The 25,131-nt window shown below is 31.8% G+C and carries 22 protein-coding genes; 8 read left to right on the forward strand and 14 right to left on the reverse strand.

The window, feature by feature from the left end; genetic code table 11:
• Positions 1-65 precede the first annotated feature (65 nt).
• Positions 66-293, forward strand: a complete 228-nt coding sequence (locus WA340_RS02850) for a hypothetical protein (protein ID WP_027880073.1) — start codon at positions 66-68, stop codon at positions 291-293.
• 4 nt (positions 294-297) lie between these two features.
• A complete protein-coding gene (locus WA340_RS02855) occupies positions 298-870 on the forward strand; it encodes a phosphatase PAP2 family protein (RefSeq protein ID WP_106679443.1) in 573 nt (190 codons plus the stop codon).
• Between the two features lie 3 nt (positions 871-873).
• Here WA340_RS02855 and WA340_RS02860 read toward each other — a convergent pair whose 3' ends face one another.
• Genes WA340_RS02860 through WA340_RS02880 form a run of 5 tightly spaced genes read right to left on the reverse strand, consistent with a single transcriptional unit; the run spans position 874 to position 5,491 of the window.
• Complete coding sequence (locus WA340_RS02860) at positions 874-1,554, reverse strand: hypothetical protein (RefSeq protein WP_336127199.1); 681 nt, start codon at positions 1,552-1,554, stop codon at positions 874-876.
• A 19-nt stretch (positions 1,555-1,573) separates the two neighbouring features.
• Positions 1,574-2,506 (reverse strand): ArnT family glycosyltransferase, encoded by a 933-nt coding sequence (locus WA340_RS02865; protein WP_336127200.1) that lies wholly within the window; start codon positions 2,504-2,506, stop codon positions 1,574-1,576.
• On the reverse strand, positions 2,499-3,122 hold the full coding sequence (locus tag WA340_RS02870; protein WP_336127201.1) for a lipid-A-disaccharide synthase N-terminal domain-containing protein: 624 nt from the start codon (positions 3,120-3,122) through the stop codon (positions 2,499-2,501). Before WA340_RS02870 ends, WA340_RS02865 begins: the two co-directional genes overlap by 8 nt.
• On the reverse strand, positions 3,123-3,836 hold the full coding sequence (locus WA340_RS02875) for a glycosyltransferase family 2 protein (RefSeq protein ID WP_336127202.1): 714 nt from the start codon (positions 3,834-3,836) through the stop codon (positions 3,123-3,125).
• A gap of 35 nt (positions 3,837-3,871) precedes the next feature.
• Positions 3,872-5,491, reverse strand: coding sequence for an ArnT family glycosyltransferase (locus WA340_RS02880; RefSeq protein WP_336127203.1), 1,620 nt, complete (start codon positions 5,489-5,491; stop codon positions 3,872-3,874).
• Positions 5,492-5,592: 101 nt separating this feature from the next.
• Between WA340_RS02880 and WA340_RS02885 the strand changes: the two genes are divergently transcribed.
• Positions 5,593-6,531 carry an NAD-dependent epimerase/dehydratase family protein gene (locus WA340_RS02885; protein WP_336127204.1) on the forward strand — a complete coding sequence of 313 codons (939 nt, stop codon included), beginning with the start codon at positions 5,593-5,595 and terminating at the stop codon, positions 6,529-6,531.
• Here the strand turns inward: WA340_RS02885 and meaB are convergent.
• Both meaB and WA340_RS02895 read right to left on the reverse strand, forming a co-directional pair.
• The gene (meaB, locus tag WA340_RS02890) at positions 6,528-7,610 is read right to left on the reverse strand and encodes a methylmalonyl Co-A mutase-associated GTPase MeaB (RefSeq protein WP_336127205.1); all 1,083 of its coding nucleotides are present in this window, start codon (positions 7,608-7,610) and stop codon (positions 6,528-6,530) included. The two genes, WA340_RS02885 and meaB, sit on opposite strands and share 4 nt — an antisense overlap.
• A 23-nt stretch (positions 7,611-7,633) precedes the next feature.
• A complete protein-coding gene (locus WA340_RS02895; protein WP_336127206.1) occupies positions 7,634-8,194 on the reverse strand; it encodes a DUF2911 domain-containing protein in 561 nt (186 codons plus the stop codon).
• Positions 8,195-8,305: 111 nt separating this feature from the next.
• Between WA340_RS02895 and WA340_RS02900 the strand changes: the two genes are divergently transcribed.
• Complete coding sequence (locus WA340_RS02900; protein ID WP_336127207.1) at positions 8,306-8,989, forward strand: peptidoglycan DD-metalloendopeptidase family protein; 684 nt, start codon at positions 8,306-8,308, stop codon at positions 8,987-8,989.
• Here the strand turns inward: WA340_RS02900 and WA340_RS02905 are convergent.
• The 7 genes from WA340_RS02905 to WA340_RS02935 all read right to left on the reverse strand — a co-directional run bounded on the left by WA340_RS02905 (position 8,986) and on the right by WA340_RS02935 (position 17,885).
• A complete protein-coding gene (locus WA340_RS02905) occupies positions 8,986-9,396 on the reverse strand; it encodes an MFS transporter (RefSeq protein WP_336127208.1) in 411 nt (136 codons plus the stop codon). The genes WA340_RS02900 and WA340_RS02905 overlap by 4 nt on opposite strands.
• A gap of 4 nt (positions 9,397-9,400) precedes the next feature.
• Positions 9,401-9,826, reverse strand: coding sequence for a hypothetical protein (locus WA340_RS02910; protein ID WP_336127209.1), 426 nt, complete (start codon positions 9,824-9,826; stop codon positions 9,401-9,403).
• 281 nt (positions 9,827-10,107) lie between these two features.
• Entirely contained in the window at positions 10,108-13,464 is a 3,357-nt protein-coding gene (gene secA, locus WA340_RS02915; protein WP_336127210.1) for a preprotein translocase subunit SecA, read from the reverse strand.
• A 221-nt stretch (positions 13,465-13,685) separates the two neighbouring features.
• Entirely contained in the window at positions 13,686-13,907 is a 222-nt protein-coding gene (locus WA340_RS02920; protein ID WP_006989959.1) for a DUF2795 domain-containing protein, read from the reverse strand.
• A gap of 159 nt (positions 13,908-14,066) precedes the next feature.
• Positions 14,067-14,642 carry a cob(I)yrinic acid a,c-diamide adenosyltransferase gene (locus WA340_RS02925; RefSeq protein ID WP_106679467.1) on the reverse strand — a complete coding sequence of 192 codons (576 nt, stop codon included), beginning with the start codon at positions 14,640-14,642 and terminating at the stop codon, positions 14,067-14,069.
• Positions 14,643-14,970: 328 nt separating this feature from the next.
• Entirely contained in the window at positions 14,971-15,744 is a 774-nt protein-coding gene (locus WA340_RS02930) for an O-methyltransferase (protein WP_336127211.1), read from the reverse strand.
• Between the two features lie 278 nt (positions 15,745-16,022).
• A complete protein-coding gene (locus WA340_RS02935) occupies positions 16,023-17,885 on the reverse strand; it encodes an ABC-F family ATP-binding cassette domain-containing protein (protein WP_336127212.1) in 1,863 nt (620 codons plus the stop codon).
• Positions 17,886-18,838: 953 nt separating this feature from the next.
• Here WA340_RS02935 and WA340_RS02940 point away from each other — a divergent pair.
• The 4 genes from WA340_RS02940 to WA340_RS02955 all read left to right on the forward strand — a co-directional run bounded on the left by WA340_RS02940 (position 18,839) and on the right by WA340_RS02955 (position 24,909).
• Entirely contained in the window at positions 18,839-19,639 is an 801-nt protein-coding gene (locus tag WA340_RS02940) for a polysaccharide biosynthesis/export family protein (RefSeq protein ID WP_106679473.1), read from the forward strand.
• Position 19,640: 1 nt separating this feature from the next.
• Positions 19,641-22,097 carry an exopolysaccharide transport family protein gene (locus tag WA340_RS02945; protein ID WP_336127213.1) on the forward strand — a complete coding sequence of 819 codons (2,457 nt, stop codon included), beginning with the start codon at positions 19,641-19,643 and terminating at the stop codon, positions 22,095-22,097.
• Between the two features lie 1,191 nt (positions 22,098-23,288).
• Positions 23,289-24,038 (forward strand): hypothetical protein, encoded by a 750-nt coding sequence (locus WA340_RS02950; RefSeq protein ID WP_336127214.1) that lies wholly within the window; start codon positions 23,289-23,291, stop codon positions 24,036-24,038.
• 508 nt (positions 24,039-24,546) lie between these two features.
• Complete coding sequence (locus tag WA340_RS02955) at positions 24,547-24,909, forward strand: endonuclease domain-containing protein (RefSeq protein WP_336127215.1); 363 nt, start codon at positions 24,547-24,549, stop codon at positions 24,907-24,909.
• The last annotated feature ends 222 nt before the right edge of the window (positions 24,910-25,131 follow it).

Raw genomic sequence — 25,131 nt, forward strand, 5'->3', positions numbered from 1 at the left:
TAATATACTCTAAATACTTTTAACTTTAGCCACTTTAAATACTTTCAACTTTAGACACTAATTAAATGGAACTACCAAAATACATATTAGGCGACAATACAGATTTTCCAAACGCTATATTTGTAATACATACCGATTTTCCTCGGTTTATTATAAACTTAGAAGACGATGAAGTAGAATGGCTTGAAGATTTTGATCAACATGATGAAAAAGAATTAGAGCTAGAAATGGAAAATTTAATCAACGAAGCTACTGCATTTTATGACAGAGAAGTAGCACGATACGAAGACTAATTACATGTTAGAACAAATTTTAGAATTAGATAAACAAGTTTTTTTATTCCTTAATAATCTAGGTAATCCTTCTTGGGATGGATTTTGGATGTTTTATACAGATAAATTGCATTGGATTCCTTTTTATGCAGTGCTTTTCTTCTTTATGTATAAAAAAAGAAATGATAAATCCATTATTCTAACCGCTGTAGTTATTGCTTTAATGATCCTGTTTACAGATCAAATTACAAACTTATTTAAATATGGTTTAAAACGACCAAGACCTTGTCACGAAGCAGATTTGATAGATGTTATGCGTTTAGTTAAATCTTGGTGTGGCGGAGCATATGGTTACTTTTCTGGTCATGCCAGTAATAGTATGGCAGTAGCTATTTTTTCAGGTTTTATGTTAAAACAACGTTTTAAATATTTAATATATATACTAATTGTTTGGTCTTTAGCAATGGGTTATAGCCGTATATATATTGGTGTGCATTACCCGCTAGATGTTTTATCAGGTATGATTTTTGGCGGATTTTCAGGATATATGTTCTATAGATTTGAAAGCTACTTACATAAACGCTTTACGCTAAGGTAATTTTTATTTCCTTTCTAGTTCGTAATAATCAAAAGTTAATCTGTCTCTGTATTGCCTGCTATCTGGCTCAGCTTCATTTAAATCATAATGATTTATCTTTTTAACATTGAAATAGGAGCTTAAAAATGAAATTTTTTCTTCTGAAAGACCATAAGTTAATAATCCAAATTTTGAGTCCTTTGGAAGATTTTCAATAGTATTCAAATTAATAATTGTCGGAATCTTTTCGCCATATTGCCAAACGGTTTCAGGCGTTGCTTCACCTAAGCTATAAGTTTTAATATCGTTGATTTCATTTTGCTTTAATAACCTAGACACTGGTTTATAATTTTTGCTAGTAAATGTTTTAAATACAGGTAATCCAAAAACAAAAAGACTCGCAAAAAAGACTACTGTTAATAAGAATACGTGCTTAATTTTCTTTTTGTATAGTTGTATTAAAATAAAAAATGAAATAACTATAGAAACTAGACCAAAAATTGAAAAAGCAACAATGTTATTATGTAATTGCTCATAAAATAAATAGGCTAATCCAAAAGGGGAAACTATACCGATAATAGCAATTAATGTAAAATTGAAGTATACAGGTAAAGTTTCTTTTTTATTATTTAAGTACTTAAATTTTCTAATTAAATACTCTATATAAAATCCTGTGTTTAATGCTAACGGAATTAAGACAGGCATTAAATAACGAGACTTTTTTTCAGGAATTATAGAGTAAAATTACAGCAGCAATAGTCCATAAAAACGTGAATTTATAAGCTCTGTAATGTATTGCTCTACGTTTCATATATGGATACAATAATCCTATAAATGCTGGAATTGTCCAAATTCCGCTTTGCGTAAAAAAGCTCCAATAATAATAGAAAGGTCTAACGTTGTAGCTTGTCCAATTAGCGGTTTCTTTATTAGTTATAGCTTCAAAAGTATGAGGATCTTCTAATCTTACATAAAGATACCACCAACCACCTAAAATAACAGCAAGAATTAATATGATTATAAATGGAATAATTTTAACTTTTAAGTTTTTATAATTGAAAGAAAAGCTAAAAGCAATTAAAAATGGTAATAACAATGCGTAAAACGACACAGGACCTTTGCTTAATAGAGAAGCAGCAATACCTAAACTAGCTAAAAGAATGTGTTTCCAATTAACCGTTTCACTTTTAAATAGTAGAAATAAATAGTAAATAGCAATCATCATAAATCCATGAGTAAAAATATCCCAAGGCGCTTCTATAGTAATACCTATAACGTAAAAAGATGTGATTAATATTAATGCATTTATTAAACTATGTGCTCTACTTTTAAGTATGAATTTTGATAATTTATAAGTAAAATTACCTAAAACCATAACCATTAATACAGCTGGTAAACGCATCCCAAATACGCTTTTAACTCCAAAGATTAATGCAGATAAAGCAGTAATCCAAGTTGGCAATGGTGGTTTTTGATAACGTGGTACACCATTCATAGTAGTTAATAACCAATTGTTATCTGTAACCATTTCTCTAGCAGTAATAAAATTACGCGCTTCCATAATGGTTACCTGCATACTGTCTAAGTTAGGCAATAACATAATTGCAATAAAAAGACATAGTAAAATTAATGGATAGTTTTTTAAAAGTTTAGGCATCTTGCTTTTTTAAAATTAAAAGATTTCTAACATAAATAGTTGCACCTAGTAAATGGCCAACTAATAATACAGGATCTTTTCTAAATATAGCATAAATCAAAATAAGTAAAGATCCAACTAAGCTTAGTGCCCAAAACCCAAAAGGAAGTGAAGATTCTTTGTTTTTTTCAGAATACATCCATTGATATATAAATCTTAAAGTAAATACTATTTGAGACACTATTCCTAAAATTAATAACCATAACGGAATGGCTTCATTTTTAAAAAGCTTAACTGTATCAATTTCGTTATTGTTAAAGTAGAAAATAGTTACAAATACAGGCATAAATAATAATACCCAACGCATAAATATTGGATATTTTTTCCATTGGTTTTGTAACTGAAGATTTCTTATATAAATATAATATGTAAGACCTTGACCAAGCATAATTGCAAAATCATTACGTAAGTAACCATATATAAAAAGTAAAAAGGAAGCGATTAAACTAAGTGTCCAAAATAGAGTAGGTGTAATGACTTTTTTTTGTTTTTCACTAGTTATCCATTGTATAACTAACCTTGACGAAAATAGGATTTGAGCTAAAAAGCCAATACTATATATTAACCAGTTACTCATTTATTTTTTCTTAGCAACTTCGTAATTAATGTACTTTTTCTTCATCCATAAATAAGCAAAACAATCCATTAAAGGACCTAAAAGCCTATTCCAAAGTCCAAATTTAGCTTGACCTGCAATACGCGGAAAATGTTGCACAGGTACTTGTTTTATGTTACCATTTTGCAATAAAATCATAGCAGGTAAAAAACGATGCAAACCTTTAAACATAGGTATGCGTTTTGCGTAATCTGTTTGTATTACTTTTAATGGGCAACCTGTGTCATCCATACCATCTTTTGTAAAAGCACGTCTTATACCGTTAGCAATTTTAGACGACATATTTTTAACAAAACTATCCTTACGGTTGGCACGTACACCAGTTACTAATGCGTTGTCTTGTATATGTTCTAAAAGTAGATTAAAGTCTGATGGCGCCGTTTGTAAGTCAGAATCTATATAACCAACCAAAGGTGTGTCTGCATGATCAAAACCAGCTTTTATCGCAGCGCTTAATCCTCTATTTTCTTTAAAAAGAATGTAGAAAAAAGCATTATTACGTGTACAAATGTCTTCGATTAGTTGCTGACTTTTGTCCTTAGACCCATCGTTTACAAATAATATTTTTGTGGTTTTACTAGCTATTTTGGTATAGGCTAAAAGTTCTTCTTCAACTCTAGCTAAATTATCCTCTTCGTTATAAACAGGAACAATAATCGTAAATTCGTAACTCATTATGCTTTACTTAGTCTTACAAAAGTATTATTTTTTTAGTAATAGATTACCCAAGTGCCAATTTCTTTGCGATTAGGCAAGTTTCTTTTTAGATACTTATTATGCTCTTGGATATCGTGTTTTTTTCTAGTTATTAAAACAGCATTTTTATTTAGAATATTTTTTGCTTTATTAATTCCGTTTTCAGTATGTAAATTAAAGTTATAATCTTTCCAATTAGTAGAAGTTTCAAATTGAGTTTCGCGTTGTACTGTATTATGTCCATCATTTAAAATATACACCTTCTTATCTGAATAAAATTGAGATGAAGCTATAAGATAATTATATACTACAATATTTTCTTTTTGAGGTAGTTTAGTGTTTATAAATTTAAATACTTCTCTTGTCGAATTTAACTCAGAATCATTAAGTTTTAAAAATTGAGTGCCACTTGTTAATAAAAAAGCACCTAATAAATAGCCTAAAATACTTGTCCTTAAAAGTCCTTTGTTATTTTTTAAAACTAATACAATAAAAATACTAACTAATAAAGAAATTATTATCGCAGTAATTAAACTATAATTAAACTTAAAATCAATAATAGATAAAACAATTAAAGAGCTTGCAATTAAGCCAATAAAACTAATAATTATAAGGTTGTATTTTTTTAAAGTTTTAGGAGATGTTTGACTTAATAGTTTTGCAGTGAGTATTGCTAAAAAACCAAAGCTAGGTAAAATATAAAGTATAAGCTTTGTTTTAAATGCAGAAAATAATATTATAATAGTTGATATAGTCCAAATTAAAATCAAACTGTAAGATTTTTGATTTTTAATATTTTTGAAACCTTTATATGTTTGATGACATAAAAAGAATATCCATGGTAAGCCAATAGCAGGAAGTGTTAAGAGATAAAACCAAAAGGGTTTAGATCTGTTATAAGATTTTGAGCTAATACGATTTACAATTTGTTCTTTAAAAAAGTAATTGTATAGCATAGGGTTTTCAATAAAAACAACAAAATACCAAGCTAAAGACACTGCTAAAAATAAAATAAAACCTAGAATATGATGTGTTGTAATTTTTAATTTTTCTTTAGTGATTAATCTGTGGCTTATAATAAAAACAAAAGGAAAAATAAGACCAACAGGACCTTTTATTTCAAAGCTTAAACCTAACGAAATAAAGAATAAATAAATAAAAATAGGTTTAGAAGCCCTTAATTTATAATACAACCAAAAGAAAATAGATGCCAGGACGGTAGTAGTTAAATAAGCATCTGTAGTTAAGTTTCTTGAAGAAATAATAACAATAGGAAAAGAAAAGTAAATAAGCATTGCAGAAAAGGCAATTTTCTTTTTTTTGTAAAAAAGTAAAGTAATATTATAAACTAAGATTAATTGTATTAGAATTGCAATTTGTAAAAAAAATCTAGCGCCAAACTCATTAACTCCAAAAATTTTATACCCTAAAGTTGTAATTTGATAGGTAATAGGTGGTTTATGATAATGATGTATGCCTAATAATTTAGGATGTACATAATCATTATTGACTAACATTTCTCTGCTAATTTCTGCGTATCTAGACTCGCTAGTTTCTGTAATTCCCCATGACCCTAAATTAAAGGTTAGTAATAAAAAAGAAATAGCAACTATCAGTAGTGCTCTAAATTTCATGAATAGTAAGTTGTTAGATATGCAAAAGTATTATTTTTTATCAATAACAATTTATGTTTCACTTAAAAGTTGTTATTTTGTAAAACATTTCAAAATTTTTTATGAAGATATTAGTCACTGGAGCAGTTGGTTTTATAGGTTCTCATACCGCCGAAAGACTCCAAAAACTTGGGCATGAGGTTGTTGGAGTAGATAACTTTAATGATTATTATAGTTTAGAATTAAAGCAATTAAATGAAAAAGCTTTAAATGAAAAAGGAATTACAGTTTTAAAGTTAGATTTAAGAGAAATTACAGATGTAAATAAGCTACCAAAAGACATAAATTATATCTTCCATTATGCGGCACAACCTGGTATATCCTCAACATCTACTTTTGAAGATTATTTTACAAATAATGTTATAGCAACAAAAAATTTAATTGATTATGCTTTACAATTAGACGATTTAAAATTGCTTGTAAATATCGGGACATCATCTATCTATGGTTTAGAAGCGACTTTTCCAGAAGATGTAGCACCAAAACCTGCATCGCATTATGGTGTAACCAAGTTAACTGCTGAACAGTTAGTGCTTCAAAAAAGTAGAGAAAAGCAGTTAAAAAGCTGTTCTTTAAGACTATATTCTGTTATTGGACCACGAGAACGTCCAGAGAAAATGTACACCAAGCTTATAGCTTGTGGTTTAAATGATGAAGCTTTTCCCTTATATGAAGGTAGTGACAAGCATTTGCGCAGTTTTACTTATGTAGGTGATATTGTTGATGGAGTAGTAAGCGTTATTGGTAATGAAGACAGAGTAAATGGCGAAATTATTAACCTTGGTACCGAAGTAGAACATACCACACAAGACGGTATTGATGCTGTAGAAAAAGTTTTAGGAAAGCCAATTAAAATTAATGTTATTGCCAAACGAGCAGGTGACCAATTACGTACAAAAGCTAATATTGATAAAGCTAGAAAACTACTTAATTATAACCCGAAAACTACGCTACTAGAATCAGTAGAAAAACAAGTAGAATGGTATAAAGCTAACTTTTAATTTTTTAAGTTTAATAAATATTCAGCTGCAACAAAAGGAGTAGTTTTATTAGCTTCAATTAAAGTCAATTGTTTTTGTAATTCAATTTTTATGGTTGGATGATTAAAGAAGTCACTCTTTAATTGTTCTTCAATAGTTTGAATTAACCAGTATTTATTTTGCTCATTACGCTTTGAGCTAAAGTAATTATTAGATTTTGTAATTTCTAAATACTCTTCCATAACTTTCCAGATATCGGCAATACCTTCATTTTGTAAACCACTACATAAGGTTACTTTTGGTTGCCAATTAGAAGACTTTGCAGGATAAAGATGTAATGCGCGGTTAAATTCTACTTTAGCTAGCTTAGCAGCTTTAAGATTGTCGCCATCTGCTTTGTTAATAGCAATAGCGTCTGCCATTTCAATAATACCACGTTTAATACCTTGTAGCTCATCTCCAGCACCAGCTAATTTTAAAAGTAGAAAGAAATCTACCATGCTGTGTACAGCGGTTTCACTTTGTCCTACACCAACAGTTTCAATAATAATAGTGTCAAAACCAGCAGCTTCACAAAGCGTAATAGTTTCTCTGGTTTTTCTGGCAACGCCACCAAGCGATTCTCCTGAAGCCGAAGGACGTATGTAGGCATTTTCATTTTTAACTAAAGATTCCATACGCGTTTTATCACCTAAAATACTTCCTTTAGTTAAAGAACTACTTGGGTCTACAGCTAGTACCGCAACCTTTTTACCTTGTGCAGTTAGATAATTGCCAAAAGCTTCAATAAATGTACTTTTACCAACTCCAGGTACGCCAGTAATACCAATTCTTACCGATTTGTTAGCATGAGGTAAACAAGCTTTAACAATTTTATGTGCTTGTTCTTGATGTTTGGTGTGTTTACTTTCTATAATTGTAATAGCTTGACTTAAAGCTGTAATATTTCCATCAAGAAGCGAGTTAATTAAGTCTTGTGTGTCCCTTTTAGATTTACGTTTTGCTTTTAATTTAGAAACAGCTTCGGCATTAGTAATTTCAGAAGATGTAACACCTTCTTGTTCAGATAACGCCGATTTTTTTATTTCTTTTTTAGCCAAAAGTGAATTTATTTATGTTGAAATTATCTATTTAAAGGAATTTCAATTTTTACATCATCCCAAGCCATTGTCATTTTTAAGTCGTCTGTAGAGTTGTCAAAAGCAATCGTAAATTGCTCAACAGGTTTGTCTAAATCCTTGACAGGCACTTCTGCCTCAATAACATCAAAATTTGGATCCCACATAGGTTCCATTTTTTCATTTACTCCCCATTCGTATTGCTTAGAGTTAAACATTACTTTCCAAGTGTCCTCCGTAGGGACTGTCCAAATGGTGTATTTTCCTTTAGGTAGATACATGCCTTGTACGGTTAAATCTTGATTAGTTTCAAAAGTAGTAGCTTCGTTTGCTCCAGTACGCCAAACTTGGTTAAATGGTACTAATGCACCAAAAACTTCACGATCACGTTTTGAAGGACGATTGTAAAACACTTCTAAATTTAAATCGTCTACTTTAAAAGCAACTGTTTTTGGCGGACTTAAACGTTGCTCAAAAACACCAGTTTTAGTAAAAAATTGATAGCCTAAAACAAGTACAGCTACTGTAATTAGGGCATATATTATCCACTTTAAAAATTTATTCATTGTAGAATTAAGGATTTATTGAATATAAAAGTATAGCAAATTTATTGAATATAAGTATAACGAAAAATTAATTTAGATGTTATCTTTATTCTCTAAAATAAGAATAGCGTAATGGTTTTAAATAAGATTTTAGATGCTTCAAATCAAGAAGAAATTTTTGTAGTTGATCATTCAATTTCAATTAATGATTATGTTGCAATAGATTTGTCAAAACAGAATGAAGATTTAAAGTTATTTGATGTGTCTTCTTCTAAAGCATGGGAGATTTATATTAATAATTATCTTAAAAAAGCTAATAAAAAAGTAGCATATGGTGGTTATTTAGAGCATAGAAATCTTTATGACCGTAGTGATTACTTTTCTTCTCAAACCGAAGAAGCGCAACGCAATATTCATTTGGGTTTAGATTTATGGTGTCCTGCAGGAACAGATATACTTGCTGCTTTTAATGGAGTAATCCATAGCTTTAATGATAATACTAATTTTGGAGACTACGGACCAACCATAATTTTAGAGCACAGCTTAGGAAATGATAAGTTTTATACACTTTATGGTCATTTATCGCGTGCTTCAATTAAAAATATTAAAGTTGGTCAAAGTGTAAAACAAGGAGATATTATTGCACAATTAGGAGATGCAAAGGTAAATGGAGATTATGCGCCGCATCTTCACTTTCAAATTATAAAAGATTTACAAGGTAAAGAAGGAGATTATCCTGGTGTTTGTAGTGCTAAAGAATTAGAGTTTTATAAACAAAATACAATAGATCCAAAACCAATACTAGGATTGGTTTAATCAAATTGATTTAAGTCTCTTTTTATTCTTGCTTCTGTAGGAATAAGTAGAGCCAAATAAACAATTAATAATATTCCAAAAAGAAGAAATTCTGGATAGATTAATAAAATTAAAAAAGCTGCGCCTTCCAAAATTGCCCATCTTATTATTGATGCAGATTGATAACTAACCAACTTTTGTTGTACAGAAAGGTTGTTATCTATTTTAGAAACAAAATGTTTAAATAATAGATTGCTAACTATAAATGCAGCTATTGGGATAAATAAATAAATGTAACTTTTACTGTTAACTGTTGGGAAAGTTAGCTCTGTTAAATTCCCTAAATCACCTAAAAAGTAATACGCCAAAATTAATCCTGCAATTAAAGCTAGATGAATGATTTTAAAAATCTTTAACTGTTGCTCCATATTTTTATGTTCTAATTGTTTCTATTTTTCCATAAATGTGACGTCTTGCTAAAGGTTTGCCAAATAAAAATCCAGTTATTACACTAATACCATCTGCAATATAAAACCAAGTTGGAGAAGGAATCATAAACCAATTAGCAATTGTAGCTACAACCATAAAGCCAGCGACAATATATGCAGGGATTATAGATGTTTTAGCAATAAGTCCTGCTATAAACATACCAATAGCTATCCCAACACCATGTGCGATGATAACAGCTATCATCGAGCCACGAGGAATAAGATCTATATTGTTTTTTATCCATTCCATATCCATAGGTTTAGCGCCTTCAGGATAAGGGAACAGAGTATGACCTAAGGTTTCAATAAGATAAATAGATAGGCTAGCTGCTATAATACCAGCAATTGTGGCTAATATTTTTCTTAGCATAATTAATGATTTTATTTAGTTAAATCCTTTGTGCATTTTGATTTCAATATCATAATTAAGCGCCAGTTCGAGTGATTTTGAGGAACGAAAAATTGTATCGAGAACTTGTTTGAATTAAAAAATTCTATTCTCGATACTGATTTTACTCATTCTTAATCGTAAAATCCACTCGAATTGACGAATTTTATCATAATGCACAACAGGTTTTGTTAAAATAAAAATACAAAAAAATCCCAAAGCATTACACTTTGGGATTTTTAATATGATTTGATATATATTATTTATTCATTTACCAAAACCCATTCGCCTTTAGCAATTAATGGTTCTGCTTGTTTGTATTTAAGGGTTTTGTTTTCGCCACTCATTACATTTTTTATAGTCACTTTGTCGTTACGACCAATTTTTGGTTGCTCTCTAACAATAGTTTCTACAACTTGTGGTTGTTGTTGTGTATTACCAGCAGCTCTATTTTGGGCAGCACGTTCGTCTAAATTAGGAATTTCTTCCTTTTCAGTTTTTAGATTCTCTTTTTGACGTACTTGTTTTGCTTCACTAATAGCATTAGTTGTTTCTGTCGGTAATTCACCTTTAAATAAGAATGAAATTACATCTTTATTAACTTGAGAGATCATGCTTTTAAATAATTCAAAAGCTTCAAACTTGTAAATTAATAATGGATCTTTTTGCTCGTGAACAGCTAATTGAACCGATTGTTTTAACTCGTCCATTTTACGTAAATGAGTCTTCCAAGCATCATCAATAATGGCTAATGTGATGTTCTTTTCAAAGTCAGTAATTAACTGTTTTCCTTTACTTTCGTAAGCTTTTTCTAAGTCAGTTACAACTTGTAACGTTTTAGTGCCATCCGTAAAAGGTACTACAATACGCTTGTAACGATCACGTTGATTTTCGTATACGTTTTCTATAACAGGGAAAGCAATTTCGGCGTTGCGTTCCATTTTATTTTTATAGTGATCAAAAGCTGTTTTATAGATGTTTTGTGCAATCTCTAAAGCAGACATTTTGTTAAACTCAGCTTCACTAATTGGTGAAGACATAGAGAAGAAACGGATTAGTTCAAACTCGAAGTTTTTAAAATCGTTAGCATCTTTATTGGTCTCTGCAATTAACTCAGAAGTATCATAAATCATGTTAGCTAAGTCTACACGTAAACGCTCACCAAATAATGCGTGGTAACGACGTTTGTAAACTACTTCACGTTGAGAGTTCATTACATCATCATATTCAAGAAGACGTTTACGAACACCAAATTGGTTTTCTTCTACTTTTTTCTGTGCACGCTCAATAGATTTTGAAATCATAGAATGCTGAATTACTTCACCTTCTTGTAATCCCATTCTATCCATCATTTTGGCAATACGCTCACTACCAAATAAACGCATTAAATTATCTTCTAAAGATACATAGAATTGAGAGCTTCCTGGATCACCTTGTCTACCGGCACGACCACGTAACTGTCGGTCTACACGACGTGAGTCATGGCGTTCTGTACCAATGATGGCTAATCCACCTGCAGCTTTAACTTCGTCACTTAATTTAATATCTGTACCACGACCAGCCATGTTTGTTGCAATGGTTACTTGTCCTGGTTTACCAGCTTCAGCTACAATATCTGCTTCTTTTTTATGAAGTTTTGCGTTAAGTACATTATGAGGTACTTTTCTTATGGATAGCATTTTACCTAATAACTCAGAAATCTCTACACTGGTTGTACCGATAAGTACTGGTCGACCTGCTTGAGATAACTTGGTAACCTCATCAATAACAGCGTTATATTTTTCACGTTTTGTTTTATACACTAAATCTTCACGGTCATCTCTTGCAATAGGTCTGTTAGTTGGTATTTCAACAACATCTAATTCGTAGATTTCCCAGAACTCTCCAGCTTCTGTTACCGCAGTACCTGTCATACCAGCTAGTTTACGGTACATACGGAAGTAGTTTTGTAAAGTAATTGTTGCAAAGGTCTGTGTAGCGTCTTCAATCTTTACATTTTCTTTAGCTTCTATCGCTTGGTGTAAACCGTCTGAATAACGACGACCATCCATAATACGACCTGTTTGCTCGTCTACAATCATTACTTTGTTATCCATGACTACGTATTGGATGTCTTTTTCAAACAATGCGTAAGCCTTTAATAACTGGTTTAATGTATGGATACGTTCTGATTTAACAGCAAAGTCACGGAATAAGTCTTCTTTTAGATTAGCTTCTTCTTCGCTAGATAGATTTTGATTTTCTATTTTAGCAATTTCTACACCAATTTCTGGCATAACAAAAAAGTCCGGATTGTCTTTACCTGAAAGATAATCTACACCTTTGTCTGTTAATTCTATCTGATTATTTTTTTCTTCAATTACATAGTATAATTCCGCGTCTACTCTTGGCATTTCACGGTTATTATCTTGCATGAAGTAGTTTTCTGTTTTTTGAAGTAATTGTTTTACACCTTCTTCACTTAAAAACTTAATTAACGCTTTATTTTTTGGCATACCACGGTACACGCGTAGTAATTGAAAACCACCTTCTTTAGTGTCTCCGTCAGCGATAAGTTTTTTAGCATTGGCTAAAACCGTAGTTAAATATTTACGTTGTACGCTAACAATATCTTCTACTTTTGGTTTTAATAATGTAAACTCGTGTTCGTCACCTTTTGGTACTGGACCAGAAATGATTAATGGTGTACGTGCATCGTCAATTAAAACTGAATCTACCTCATCTACAATAGCGAAGTGGTGTGGACGTTGTACTAAATCGCCAGGTGCATGCGCCATATTATCACGTAGGTAATCAAAACCAAACTCGTTATTGGTACCATAAGTAATATCTGCATTATAAGCTTTACGACGTGCATCGCTATTTGGTTGGTGATAATCTATACAGTCTACACTTAACCCATGAAATTGGAAAATAGGAGCCATCCAAGCGCTATCACGTTTAGCTAAGTAGTCGTTTACTGTTACTAAGTGTACACCTTTGCCAGCAATAGCGTTAAGGTATACAGGTAAGGTTGCTACAAGCGTTTTACCTTCACCAGTTTGCATTTCGGCAATTTTACCTTGGTGCATTGCAACACCACCAATTAACTGTACATCGTAATGTACCATATCCCATGTTACTTCTTTACCCGCAGCATCCCAAGAATTTGCCCAAGTTGCTTTATCTCCTTCTAGAGTAACGTAGTTATGTTCTCCAGAAATTAAACGGTCAAATTCGTTAGCTTCAACGGTAATTGAAGTGTTATCTTTAAAACGTTTTGCTGTTTCTTTAACAACAGCAAAAGCTTCTGGAAGGATGTTGTTAAGCACATCTTCTGTAGCAGCGTAAGCATCGTCTTTAATTTTATCAATTTCTTGATAAATATCTTCTCTTCTATCTATATCGTCAGATGCTTCTGCTTCTTGTTCTAATGCTTCGATTTGAGAGTAGAATGGCTGACGTGCTTCGGCAATTTTTGCTTTAAACTCTGCTGTTTTTGCTCTAAGTTGATCATGCGATAAGGCTTCTAAAGCACTTTCAAAAGATTTGATTTTTTCAACTATTGGCATGATGGCTTTTACGTCTTGTTTAGACTTATCACCAACAAATACTTTTAGTATTGAATTTAAAAAATTCATAATTTAATATGTGTTAATTTGAAATCAAAATGAAGCAGCAGTGTGCTGAGCCAAAGATTTCATTAGCTTTTGGTTTTTAGTATGTTAGTTCTGTGCTAATTAGGGCATACAGAACTATGCCTTTTTAAAAAAGGGCTTAAATATACGTTTTTAGCTGTGTAAAGCTAAATTTTAAGCACAAAAAAAGTCTCTATGTTGAGACTTTTTATGCTTTATTTATTTTAGTATTCGTCCTCATTCCAGAGGTAATCTTCGTCAGTTGGATAATCTGGCCAAATTTCTTCGATAGAATCGTAAGAATCTCCTTCGTCTTCAATAGATTGTAAGTTTTCAACAACTTCTAAAGGCGCACCTGTACGGATTGCGTAATCGATAAGTTCGTCTTTGGTTGCTGGCCAAGGTGCATCACTTAAATAAGATGCTAATTCTAATGTCCAATACATTCTTTTATCGTTTTAATTTTTTGCAAAAATAAATTTTTAGTTCAAATAGTCAAGAAAAAAGTGAATTATTTTTTCAGTATAAATAGGAACGTTTGTTTTTATTTAAACTACTTGACTTTTAGGTCTTTTGCAGTATTAATAAATGCTTTAAAGGTTAATTTATTCTGTTTTTTTAGGAATCCACTTTACCTCATCTGCTTGTAAGTCTTGTGACAACTTTCGTGCCAATACAAAAAGGTAGTCAGATAGACGGTTTAAATAGGTTAGTGTTTCTGGTTGAAATGGTTCTAAATCGTTAAGTGCTGATGCTAAGCGTTCTGCACGTCTGCAAACTGTACGTGCAATGTGACAGAATGACACGGTTTGGTGTCCGCCAGGTAATACAAAGTGCGTCATTTGTGGTAATTGCGCATCCATGCTATCCATCTCTTGTTCTAAAACATTAATGTCAGCTTCATTTATTTTAGGGATGTTTAAGCGTTCTTTACCATTTTTTAAAGTGGCTTTTTCTGGATCTGTTGCTAATATAGCACCAACGGTAAACAGTTTGTCTTGTATGTTTATTAAGGTGTCTTTGTATTTTTGATCTATGTCTTGGTCTCTTATTAAACCAATATAGCTGTTTAATTCGTCGACAGTTCCGTAGCTATCAATACGTATATGATGTTTAGGTACGCGTGTACCACCAAATAAAGCGGTTGTACCTTTGTCTCCTGTTTTTGTGTATATTTTCATAGTATCAAATTTAGGAGTTTAAAGTTTAAAGTGAAAGTTTTTTAGAAGATTAGATGTTTTGATTGTTAGATTGCTCGATTTATAGATTATTTGAGATATTTACTGACTACTCACTACTGTCTACTCACAACTGACTGCTCTTGTGTGATTTCTCAGTCGTACCTTCTTCGAAATGACTTAGGGATACTTCTCGATATAATGCCTGATGCTTTTGCATTACTCGATGGTTCGATTTCTCGATGATTCGATTTTTAGACTTTACGATTATTAGATACTTTTACTCACTACTCACTACTCACTACTCACTACTCACTACTCACTACTCACCTTAAATTCTAATAGTAAAATGTTCTTTAGCTTGTTCTTTTCTAAAGCTTACAAATCCCCAAAAAAATGTGTCTATAGTAACTGTAACTTGCGGATGTTTTTTTATGGTTTCCCAAGCTTGTGTCATTCCTTTTGACCAATAAATGTCATCAAAAATAAAAATGGTATTGTTATTAATTGTAGGTAATAACATATTGAAATACTCTATAGTAGCTTCTTTTTGATGGTTGCCGTCAAAATAGATTAAATCATATGTGTTTGATGTTAATGTTGGAATAACCGCTTTAAAATCTCCTGTTAATGAAGTAATATTATTTAAGCCTAATTTATTGAAATTCTCTTTAGTAAATTTTGAAATATTTGGACAACCTTCAATAGTAGTAATTTGTGTTTTTGGGTTACCTAAACTTATGGCATGTGTGGCAATACCCATAGATGTACCTAATTCTAAAACTTGGTTGAATTTAAAATAACGTGATAATCTGAAAAAAAGTTTTGCTCTTTTAACTGTTGTACCTGCATTTTTAGTAATGTTTGATACTTTTCTTGTGTTAGATTTATCTACTTGAGAGCCTGCGCCTAAATCTGTGACTTCTATAGTTGTTTTATTTTGAAGCAAGTCTTTTCTGTAAGTTTTTAGTTGATTATAGGTGGAGTATTTTGTCTTGTCATAAAAGCATTTTGTCACTAAATCATAAACAAAAGGAGAGTGGACACCATGTTGATTTTTAGAGCGTAATAAGAATTTTATATAGGCTATGATTAGTTTTCTCATTAGGAGTAATTTGGACGTGATAAATATAGTAGTTTATTCTTTAGCTTCTCGATACAATGCCTCATGCTTCGGCATCACTCGAAGTGACGATTTTTTAGATTACTGGACTATTAGATTTTTGGATTATTAGATATTTACTAACTGCTAACTCTTCCTTGGTCTGAGTACATCTAGTTTTATGCTTTTTGTGTGATTTCTCGCTGTGCTCGAAATGACTAAAGGAATTTTTTATAGTCATCAGTTATCAATCATTAGTGATCAGTTATTAATCACTAGTTTTACTCGTTTTCCATTTTTTCTGCTAGTTCTAACCAACGTAATTCTTTTTCTTCTATACTATCTATAATCGTTTGCATTTTATTAGACAGTTCTGTTATTTGGTCTTGTGTTAAGTCAGGATTTAAGAATTGTTGCTCTAATTCCTTTTTATCAAACTCTAGGGACTTAATCTTGCTTTCTAAGTTTTTGTATTCTTTTTGTTCATTATAAGACAGATTACTATTGCTGTCTTTTTTCCAAGTTTTCTTTTCCTTTTTATCTTCAGAAGCTATTTCTGGTGGTTTACTGTCTTCATAAATGCGGTAATCTGTATAATTACCAGGGAAATCTTCAATTTTACCTTCACCTTTAAAGACTAAAAGATGGTCTACAATCTTATCCATAAAATAGCGGTCGTGAGAGACCACAATTAAACAACCAGGAAAATCTAATAGAAAGTCTTCTAAGACATTAAGTGTGACTATATCTAAATCGTTAGTCGGCTCGTCTAAGATTAAAAAGTTAGGGTTTTGAATTAAAACGGTACATAAGTATAGACGTTTACGCTCGCCACCACTAAGTTTTTCGACAAAATCATATTGTTTTTTACGGTCAAACAAGAAACGTTCTAATAATTGTTGCGCACTAATTTGACGTCCTTTTTTTAGTGGAATATAATCACCAAATTCTCTAACAGCATCAATTACTTTTTGTCCTTCTTTTGGGTTAATTCCTGCTTGAGTGTAGTATCCAAATTTAACCGTTTCTCCAATAATAATCTTACCGCTATCTGGTTGTGCGGTTTCTGTAAGGATATTTAAAAAGGTGGATTTACCTGTTCCGTTTTTACCAATAATTCCAACACGCTCACCTTTTTGAAAGTTGTAGCTAAATTGGTCTAAAATGATCTTGTCTTTAAAAGATTTTGAAAGTTTTACTAACTCTACAATCTTACTACCAAGACGTTCCATATTTATCTCTAACTCTACAACATGATCTTTACGGCGTTGGTGTGCTTTGTGTTTTATTTCGGCAAAGTCGTCTATTCTAGATTTAGATTTTGTTGTACGAGCTTTAGGTTGTCTGCGCATCCAACCTAGCTCTTTTTTATAGAGTTGTTTTGCTTTGTTAACTTCGGTTTGTTCTCTTAAAATACGTTCTTCTTTTTTCTCTAAGTAATAAGAATAGTTGCCTTTATAGGTGTAAAGCTCTCCGTGATCTAATTCTATTATTTCGTTACAGACGCGTTCTAAAAAATAACGGTCGTGCGTTACCATAAACAAGGTGATGTTTTCTTTAGCAAAGAAGCCTTCTAACCACTCAATCATTTCTAAATCAAGATGGTTGGTAGGCTCGTCTAGGATTAATAAATCTGGTTTATTAATTAATGCGTTTGCTAAGCTTAGACGTTTTTTTTGTCCACCAGATAAGTTGTTTACTTTTTGGTCTAAGTTGTCTAGTTTTAACAAGAAAAGAATTTGCTTGTATTGAGTTTCAAAATCCCAAGCTTGATGCCTTTCCATTTGCTCAAACGCTGTTTGGTAAGCTTCTGTGTCTTCTGGATTTTGTAAAGCTTTTTCGTAATTAGCAATAATGTCTAATATAGGGTTATCTGCATTAAATATAGTTTGCTCTATAGTTAAATTAGGATCTAGATTAGGTTCTTGCGGTAAAAATGCTACTTTTATGTCTTTACGGTAGATAATTTGACCAGTATCTGGAGCGTCAAAACCAGCTAGAATATTAAGAATGGAAGTTTTTCCGGTACCATTTTTTGCTACAAATGCAATTTTTTGATCCTTGTGTACACTAAAAGAGAGGTCTTTAAACAATGTACGCTCTCCATAGGATTTAGAAATATTTTCTACAGTTAAGTAATTCAAAGTGTTCTTTTTTGCAAAGATGGGAATATTAGTTTTAAGTTGAAAGGCGAAAGTTTGTGGATTTAGTTTTTTGTTGCTTCTCGATACAATGCCTCATGCTTCGGCATCACTCGAAGTGACGATAGCTCGATTGTGGATTGTTAGACTATTTGAGATTTTTTACTCATTACTCATTACTCATTACTCATATGAGATTTCTCAGTCGTGCCTTCATCGAAATGACAAAGGATAAATTCATTTTATTTAATAACTTGAAATGTGTGTTATTATTCATCTTCATGCTTCTAACTATGTGCTTCAAGCTTCTCGATACAATGCCTCATGCTTCGGCATCACTCGAAGTGACGATAGCTCGATTATTGGCTTGTTCGATTTAGGGTGTTTAGATTCCTCGCTTTCATTTCGGCTGCGCTCAATGTGACAGCTCTGAATGACAGAGGAGGTTTTAATTATACTTGGTTAAATAGAAAAGACGTTGTCATTCCGAGGGAAGTATGACCGAAGGAATCTGTTTGGATTGCTCGATTGTTGGATTATGAGATTGTTTCGTCCTGCGTCCTCGCAACGACGATTTGGTGTTTTGTGTTTGGTTTTTCGTGGTTAGAGCTTTTTGTGTGATTTCTCGCTGTGCTCGAAATGACGGTTTTTTTTAGATTGTCGGATTGTTAGATTATTTGAGGTATTTTACTCATTACTCATTACTCATTACTCATATGAGATTTCTCAGTCGCGCCTCCATCGAAATGACTTGGAGATGCTTCTTGATATGGTTTACTTACGTTTCGTTATGACTTGAAGTGACAATAGTTTGATTGTTTGAGATGTTAACCAATAATTAATTTACAATTGCTAATCTGTAATTTTAGTAAAACAGTTAAGCGGTTGAAATCTTCGGTAAAAGTTTTATTTTTCAGGTTGAAAAACTATATTTGTCACTTATCAAATGCCTCTATATGAAGCCACTTATTGCTTGTTTACTGCTTGTTTTAGTTCTTTTTAGTTCTTCTTGTATTACAAATAAAGACGTTGTTTACTTACAAAACAAAGGGACAATAGCTAATGATTCACTGCAGATTAAAGCGTTAGCACAACCATACCGTGTGCAGATAGATGATATTTTAAGTATTAACGTAAAAGCTTTAGATGAAGAATTGGTAAAGATTTTTAACCCAACTAATACTAATGCTGGAGGTAATATAGGGCAGTCTGAACAAGGTCTTTATTTTAATGGTTTTACTGTGGATTTACATGGTAATATCGAATTTCCAATATTAGGTGAGATTAACGTGTTAGGATACACTGTAGAAGAAATAGAAGATAAGGTAAAGGATTTGTTGCTAGAGAAGTATTTTAAAGAAACAGCGCAAATCTTTGTGACCGTAAAACTAGCAGGTTTAAGATATACCACGCTTGGTGAAATTGGAAATAAAGGGACCCAAGTATTATATAGAGAACGCGTTAATATACTTGAAGCGGTTGCTAATGCAGGTGATATTGCACAAACAGGAGATCGTAAAGATGTACTAATTGTAAGGCAATATCCTGATGGACAAAAAATACATCATATAGATTTGACCGATATAGCTGCAATGGAATCTGAGTTTTATTATATACAGCCTAATGATATTATTATGGTTAAACCTTTAAAACGAAAGGCTTTAGGAGCAGGTCAAACCGCAACACAAACCATAACTACGGTAGCAAGTATCTTTTCGGTATTAGTTAGTACTTACTTTTTAGCAAGAAATTTATAATATGGAAAATCAAGTCCAAGAGCAAGATGTGCAAATGTTTGATTTTAAAGCTTTTGTTTTTAGAGCTTTAAGTTATTGGAAGTGGTTTTTGTTGGCTTTAATTGTTGGAGTCTATATTGTATATCAACAAAATATAAGAGAAGAATTTCCTTATACATTAGATGCTAAAATTACGGTGCAAGATGATAAAAATCCGTTATTTACTTCTAATACAAGTTTAATTTTTAATTATGGTGGTATTTCTGGTAAAGTACAAGAAGTACTTCTTAACTTAAAATCTAGAGAACATCATGAAAAGGTCGTTGATAGTTTAGATTTATATTTGAGTTATTTGACTCAGGGTCGTTTTTATAAAACGGATATGTACGGCAGTGTTCCTTTTAAATTTGTAGGGTTAGATAGCGCATATCAGGTTTTAGGACATCCTATTAAGGTAGAGTTTATTGATGCTACTTCTTTTGATTTATCTTACGATTTTGGTGAAGCAGAAACTATTGCAACTCAGAATTTTGTAAGTAAAGAAGTGAAACGCTTACCAGTAACTCAACCAACATTAAAAAAACGCTATCAAATAGGCGAGTATATTAATTTACCTTTTTTAAAGGGAAGTATTGAATTACGTGAAGATTTTAGTATACCTGTAGGTAAAACTTACTTTATACAATATACTAGTTTTAATAGTGCGGTTTCTGGCTTTTTAAGATCTTATGTTGTCGTTAATGAAGAGCGTTCTCCTTTGCTTAGTATTAGGTTGACCAATAAAAATAAAGCTAAAATAGTTGACTATTTAAACACCTCTATATACATATTAGATCGTGATCAGCTAGAAAAGAAAAATCAGTATGCGGTTAATACCATTAATTTTATTGATAAACAGTTGTCTAGGGTTAAAGGTGATTTAACAAAAAAGGCAGACTCTTTAAATGAGTTTAAACGAGATAATAAGCTATATAATCTAGAAAACGAAACGGGTGAACTATCTAGTAAAATTACTAATTATGAGACGCAAAAGGAAAGTTACGAAAAGCAGCTAATGTCTTACGACTTGCTGAAAAATTATTTAGAAACTAGTGATGATTTTACTAGTTTTCCTGCGCCAGTTATTGAAGGTATTAGTGATGGGAATATACAAGGGTTAATTTCTCAAATGATTCAAATTTCATCAGAAAAATCTAAATTAGAATATTCTGTACGAGATAATGTGTCAATTTTTGATGATTTGAACCGTCAAATTGATGGGTTAAAAAAGGTGATGTTTGAAAGTATTTCTTCAGCAAAAACTAATATCAGGTATCAAATTCAATCTATAAATAATAAGATATATAATGTAGAGCGCGAGTTTTCTACGTTACCAGAAAGTCAGCAACAACTACAAGCCATAGAGCGCGAGTATTTGTTAAGTCAAAATACTTATAATTTGTACTTAGCAAAACGCGGTGAAGCAGAATTGGTTAAAGCTTCTAACGTATCTGATATTAACTTGTTAGAACCAGCTAAAGATACGGGTCAGGGTAGAGTGACTAGAAACTTAAATATACGATATGTTTTTGCAGTTTTAGGCGCTTTAATTCCTATACTAATCATTGCTTTTTTAGTGACGTTTTTTGATCATAAATTGCATAGTCCAAACGATTTAAAAGACTTAACTAAAATCCCTTTACTAGGTGTAGTTGGTAAAAATGAAAGTGAAAATAACTTAGCTGTACTTAATAAACCAAAATCTGCTATAGCTGAAGCATTTAGAGCTGTACGTTCTAGCTTACAGTTTATGTATAAAAAGCATGATGTAGAAGGTACAAAAACAGTGATGCTTACATCTTCTATTAGTGGTGAAGGTAAAACGTTTTGTTCTATTAATATAGCTTCTGTATTTGCTCTTAGTGGTAAGAAAACTGTGTTGGTAGGATTAGATTTGCGTAAGCCTAAAATATTTGGAGATTTTGACATTGATAATAACATTGGTGCGGTTAATTACTTGATTGGTCAGATGTCTTTAGAGGAAGTTACCCAAAAGACTATGATGGAAGATTTGGATGTTATTACTTCTGGACCAATACCTCCAAATCCTTCTGAGTTATTGATTGGTGAAAAAATGGATGCGCTTATCGAAGAGCTTAAATCTAAGTATGATTATATTATATTAGACACGCCTCCTGTTGGCCTAGTTGCAGATGCGCTAGAACTTATTGAATACGCTGATGCGACCTTATATGTTGTGCGTCAGGATTACACCAAAAAAGACATGTTACAACTGATTAAAGATAAACATCAAAAAGGAGAGGTGAAGAATATTAGTTTCTTATACAATTACTTTAATCAAAAAGGTACATACGGTTATGGTTATGGATACGGATATGGCTATGGTTACGGTTATGGTGCTTATGGTAATGGATATCATGATAATGGACCTAAGAAAGTGTCTTTGATGGATAAGGTGAAAAGGATTTTTAGAAAGTAGGTTTTTTTGGATTATTCGATTGTTAGATTACTCGATTGCTCGATTGCTCGATTGTTGAGTTGTTAGATTATTTTAGATTTTTTACTCATTACTCATTACTCATTACTCGTATGAGATTTCTCAGTCGTGCCTCCTTCGAAATGACAGAGGAGGTTTTAATTATATTGTAGCTTAATAGAAAAGATATTGTCATTCCGAGGGAAGTATGACCGAAGGAATCGGTGTTTTTATTTACAATTTGTGATTTACGATTGTTCGATTTTTAGATTATTAGAACACTTTTACTAAACACTATTTTCTTCATGCTTCTTTTGTGATTTCTCTCTTCGTTCGAAATGACGATTTTTTAGAATCTTTACTTTCATTTCGACTGCGCTCAATGTGACAGCTCTGAATGACAGAGGATCTTTTAATTATCCTTTATTAAATAGAAAAGACGTTGTCATTCCGAGGGAAGTATGACCGAAGGAATCTATTTGGATTTCTCGATTGTTGGATTATTTGAGATGCTTTCTAACTGCTAACTCATTTGAGATTTCTCGCTGTGCTCGAAATGACTAAGGCATAGTTTTTTCAATAAACAATCATATATATTTAACTTCATACTTTAAACTCCTCTTTTTTTCAATATTAATAAATTATCCAAACCAGCTCCTCTCTTTAGCTAAAGAGAGGTGGTATAACGCAGTTATGACGGAGAGTTTGACGCAAAACGCGAAGCTGTTTTATTAATAACTGATATTTGGATCTATATATCATTGTATTGATAGATTCTAAAAATACTATGCATTTCACAACTTTACTAACTACTAGTTACTAACTACTTATCTTATCCCATCTCAATACATTCCTTATAGATACCTTATGTCAAACCTATACCAATGTTAAATAAACAGAAAGTGATAATAACAACAAAAATGAACAAAAACAGCAAAAACTGTAAAAATCAACAAAGCTAAAATAAAAGTATAAGATGTATTAAAAGACCTAAAAAGTGCTCTAAAAAATAGTTTCAAACAATAAATAACAATAATTAGCCAAAGCAACAATTTTGAAAATCAGTACTGTAAACTAGACATAATTTTGACAAAGTAAAGTAATAATTGTTATCAGTAGGAGCTCATACATAACAAGTTACTTTTTTAAAATTATTGTATAACGCGCCTCAAAGCGCACAAAATTGTAAAGATTATGGCAAAATTAAAAAGCCTAATTAAGATTGAAGGAACCCTAGATGGGATGACCTTCTACAAAGGTAAAGACGGTTACTTGGTACGTACTAAGGGCGGTGTTTCCAAAAACAGAATTCAAAACGATCCAGCTTTTGTAAGAACAAGAGAAAATTTATCCGAGTTCGGACATGTTGCAAAAAGCGGTAAAACATTAAGGCACGCAATAACGCCTTTATTAGCAGATGTTAAAGATGGTCGTGTAACAAGTAGGTTAGCTAAAGTACTTAGTGTAGTTAAAAATGCAGATGCTACATCTACTAGAGGTAATCGTAATGTTGGAGTAGGTATGGTAACCGATGTGGGTAAAAATGCTCTTAAAGCATTTGATTTCAATCAAAATGCTGCTTTAGATGCTATCTTGCAAACAGAGTACCAGTTAGATACAACTACTGGTGAGGTAACAATTACAGGACTTAATCCGTTACAGCACATTAACGCACCAGGAGGGGCTACACATGTAAACTTTCAAGTAGGTGTTTTAAATTTAGATTTTCAAACACAAGAGAAAGAGTTGGTGTTAAGTACACCTATTAATGTACCGTTAAATAGTACAGTAATAGATGTCAATCCAACACCGTCTTCAATGCCAACTGGTACAGGGCAAACCTATTTCTTTTTAAAACTCGCGTTTTTTCAAGAGATTAATGGTAGTCAATATGTGCTTAACAATGGAGCATTTAATGTACTGCAGATTCTTGAGATTTTATAATCAAGTAAATCAAAAACCAAAAAAAGAGGAAGCTAAATAAACTTCCTCTTTTTTATTAATAAAATCCCCCAACTTAAAACTACCCAAACCAGCTCCTCTCTTTAGCTAAAAGAGAGGTGGTATAACTTAGTTATTAAGGAGATTTTGTCTTAAAACACGAAGTCGTTTTCCATTAGAAATAAATACAGAATAGTAATTAAGTGTTTCAAACTCCTCTTTCTTTCTAATTTCTTAAGTTAAAACAGAAATTCATTCTCCTCTTCATCTGAAGAGGAGAGCTGGGAAGGTTTTGTTTATGTTTGGGGGATATTGTTGTGATGGATTGCTTTGTTCTGTGTTTTTGTAATGAGTTTGTTCTCAAACTTTTTTTTCCAATGTTTAATTAATTTATGTAACTAGCTCCTCTCTTTAGCTAAAGAGAGGTGGCATAACGCAGTTATGACGGAGAGTTTGTCCTAAAAACACGAAGTTGTTTTAATAATCAAAATTATTGTCTATTTTTAATTTAATGTATAGAAAACGAATACATAGTAAAACAGAACTTAAAGGTCTTAGAGCTGAATTTAGACAAAGCTTAACACCTGCTGAAGCTTTTTTATGGTCTCATTTAAAAGCAAAACAATTTCATGATTTAAGATTTACTAGGCAGCATAGTATAAGTTATTATATTGTTGACTTTTATTGTGCAAAACTTAATCTGATTATAGAGTTAGATGGTGAGGTACACAATAATGCTGTGCAAGCAGAAAAGGATCAACTTAGGACTAATTACTTGAATAGCTTGGGATATACTGTGATTAGGTTTGAGAATAAAATGGTTTTTGATAACTTGACTTCTGTTTTTAGAAGTTTAGAAGAATATATTTCTTAAAATAAATTAAATAATCTCCATAACCAGCTCCTCTCTTAAGCTCAAGAGAGGTGGCTTTACAAAGTAAAGACGGAGAGTTTGTCTCAAAACGCGCAGCAGTTTCACTAATAACTTATATTTAAATTACTAGATTTTTAGATATTTTTACTAACCACTAACCACTAACCACTAACCACTAACCACCGATACACTTCATCGATTAAAGTGATGATTCCTACGATA

Origin of the sequence: Mesoflavibacter sp. CH_XMU1422-2, from assembly GCF_037029245.1 — a bacterium.
GTDB lineage: Bacteria > Bacteroidota > Bacteroidia > Flavobacteriales > Flavobacteriaceae > Mesoflavibacter > Mesoflavibacter zeaxanthinifaciens.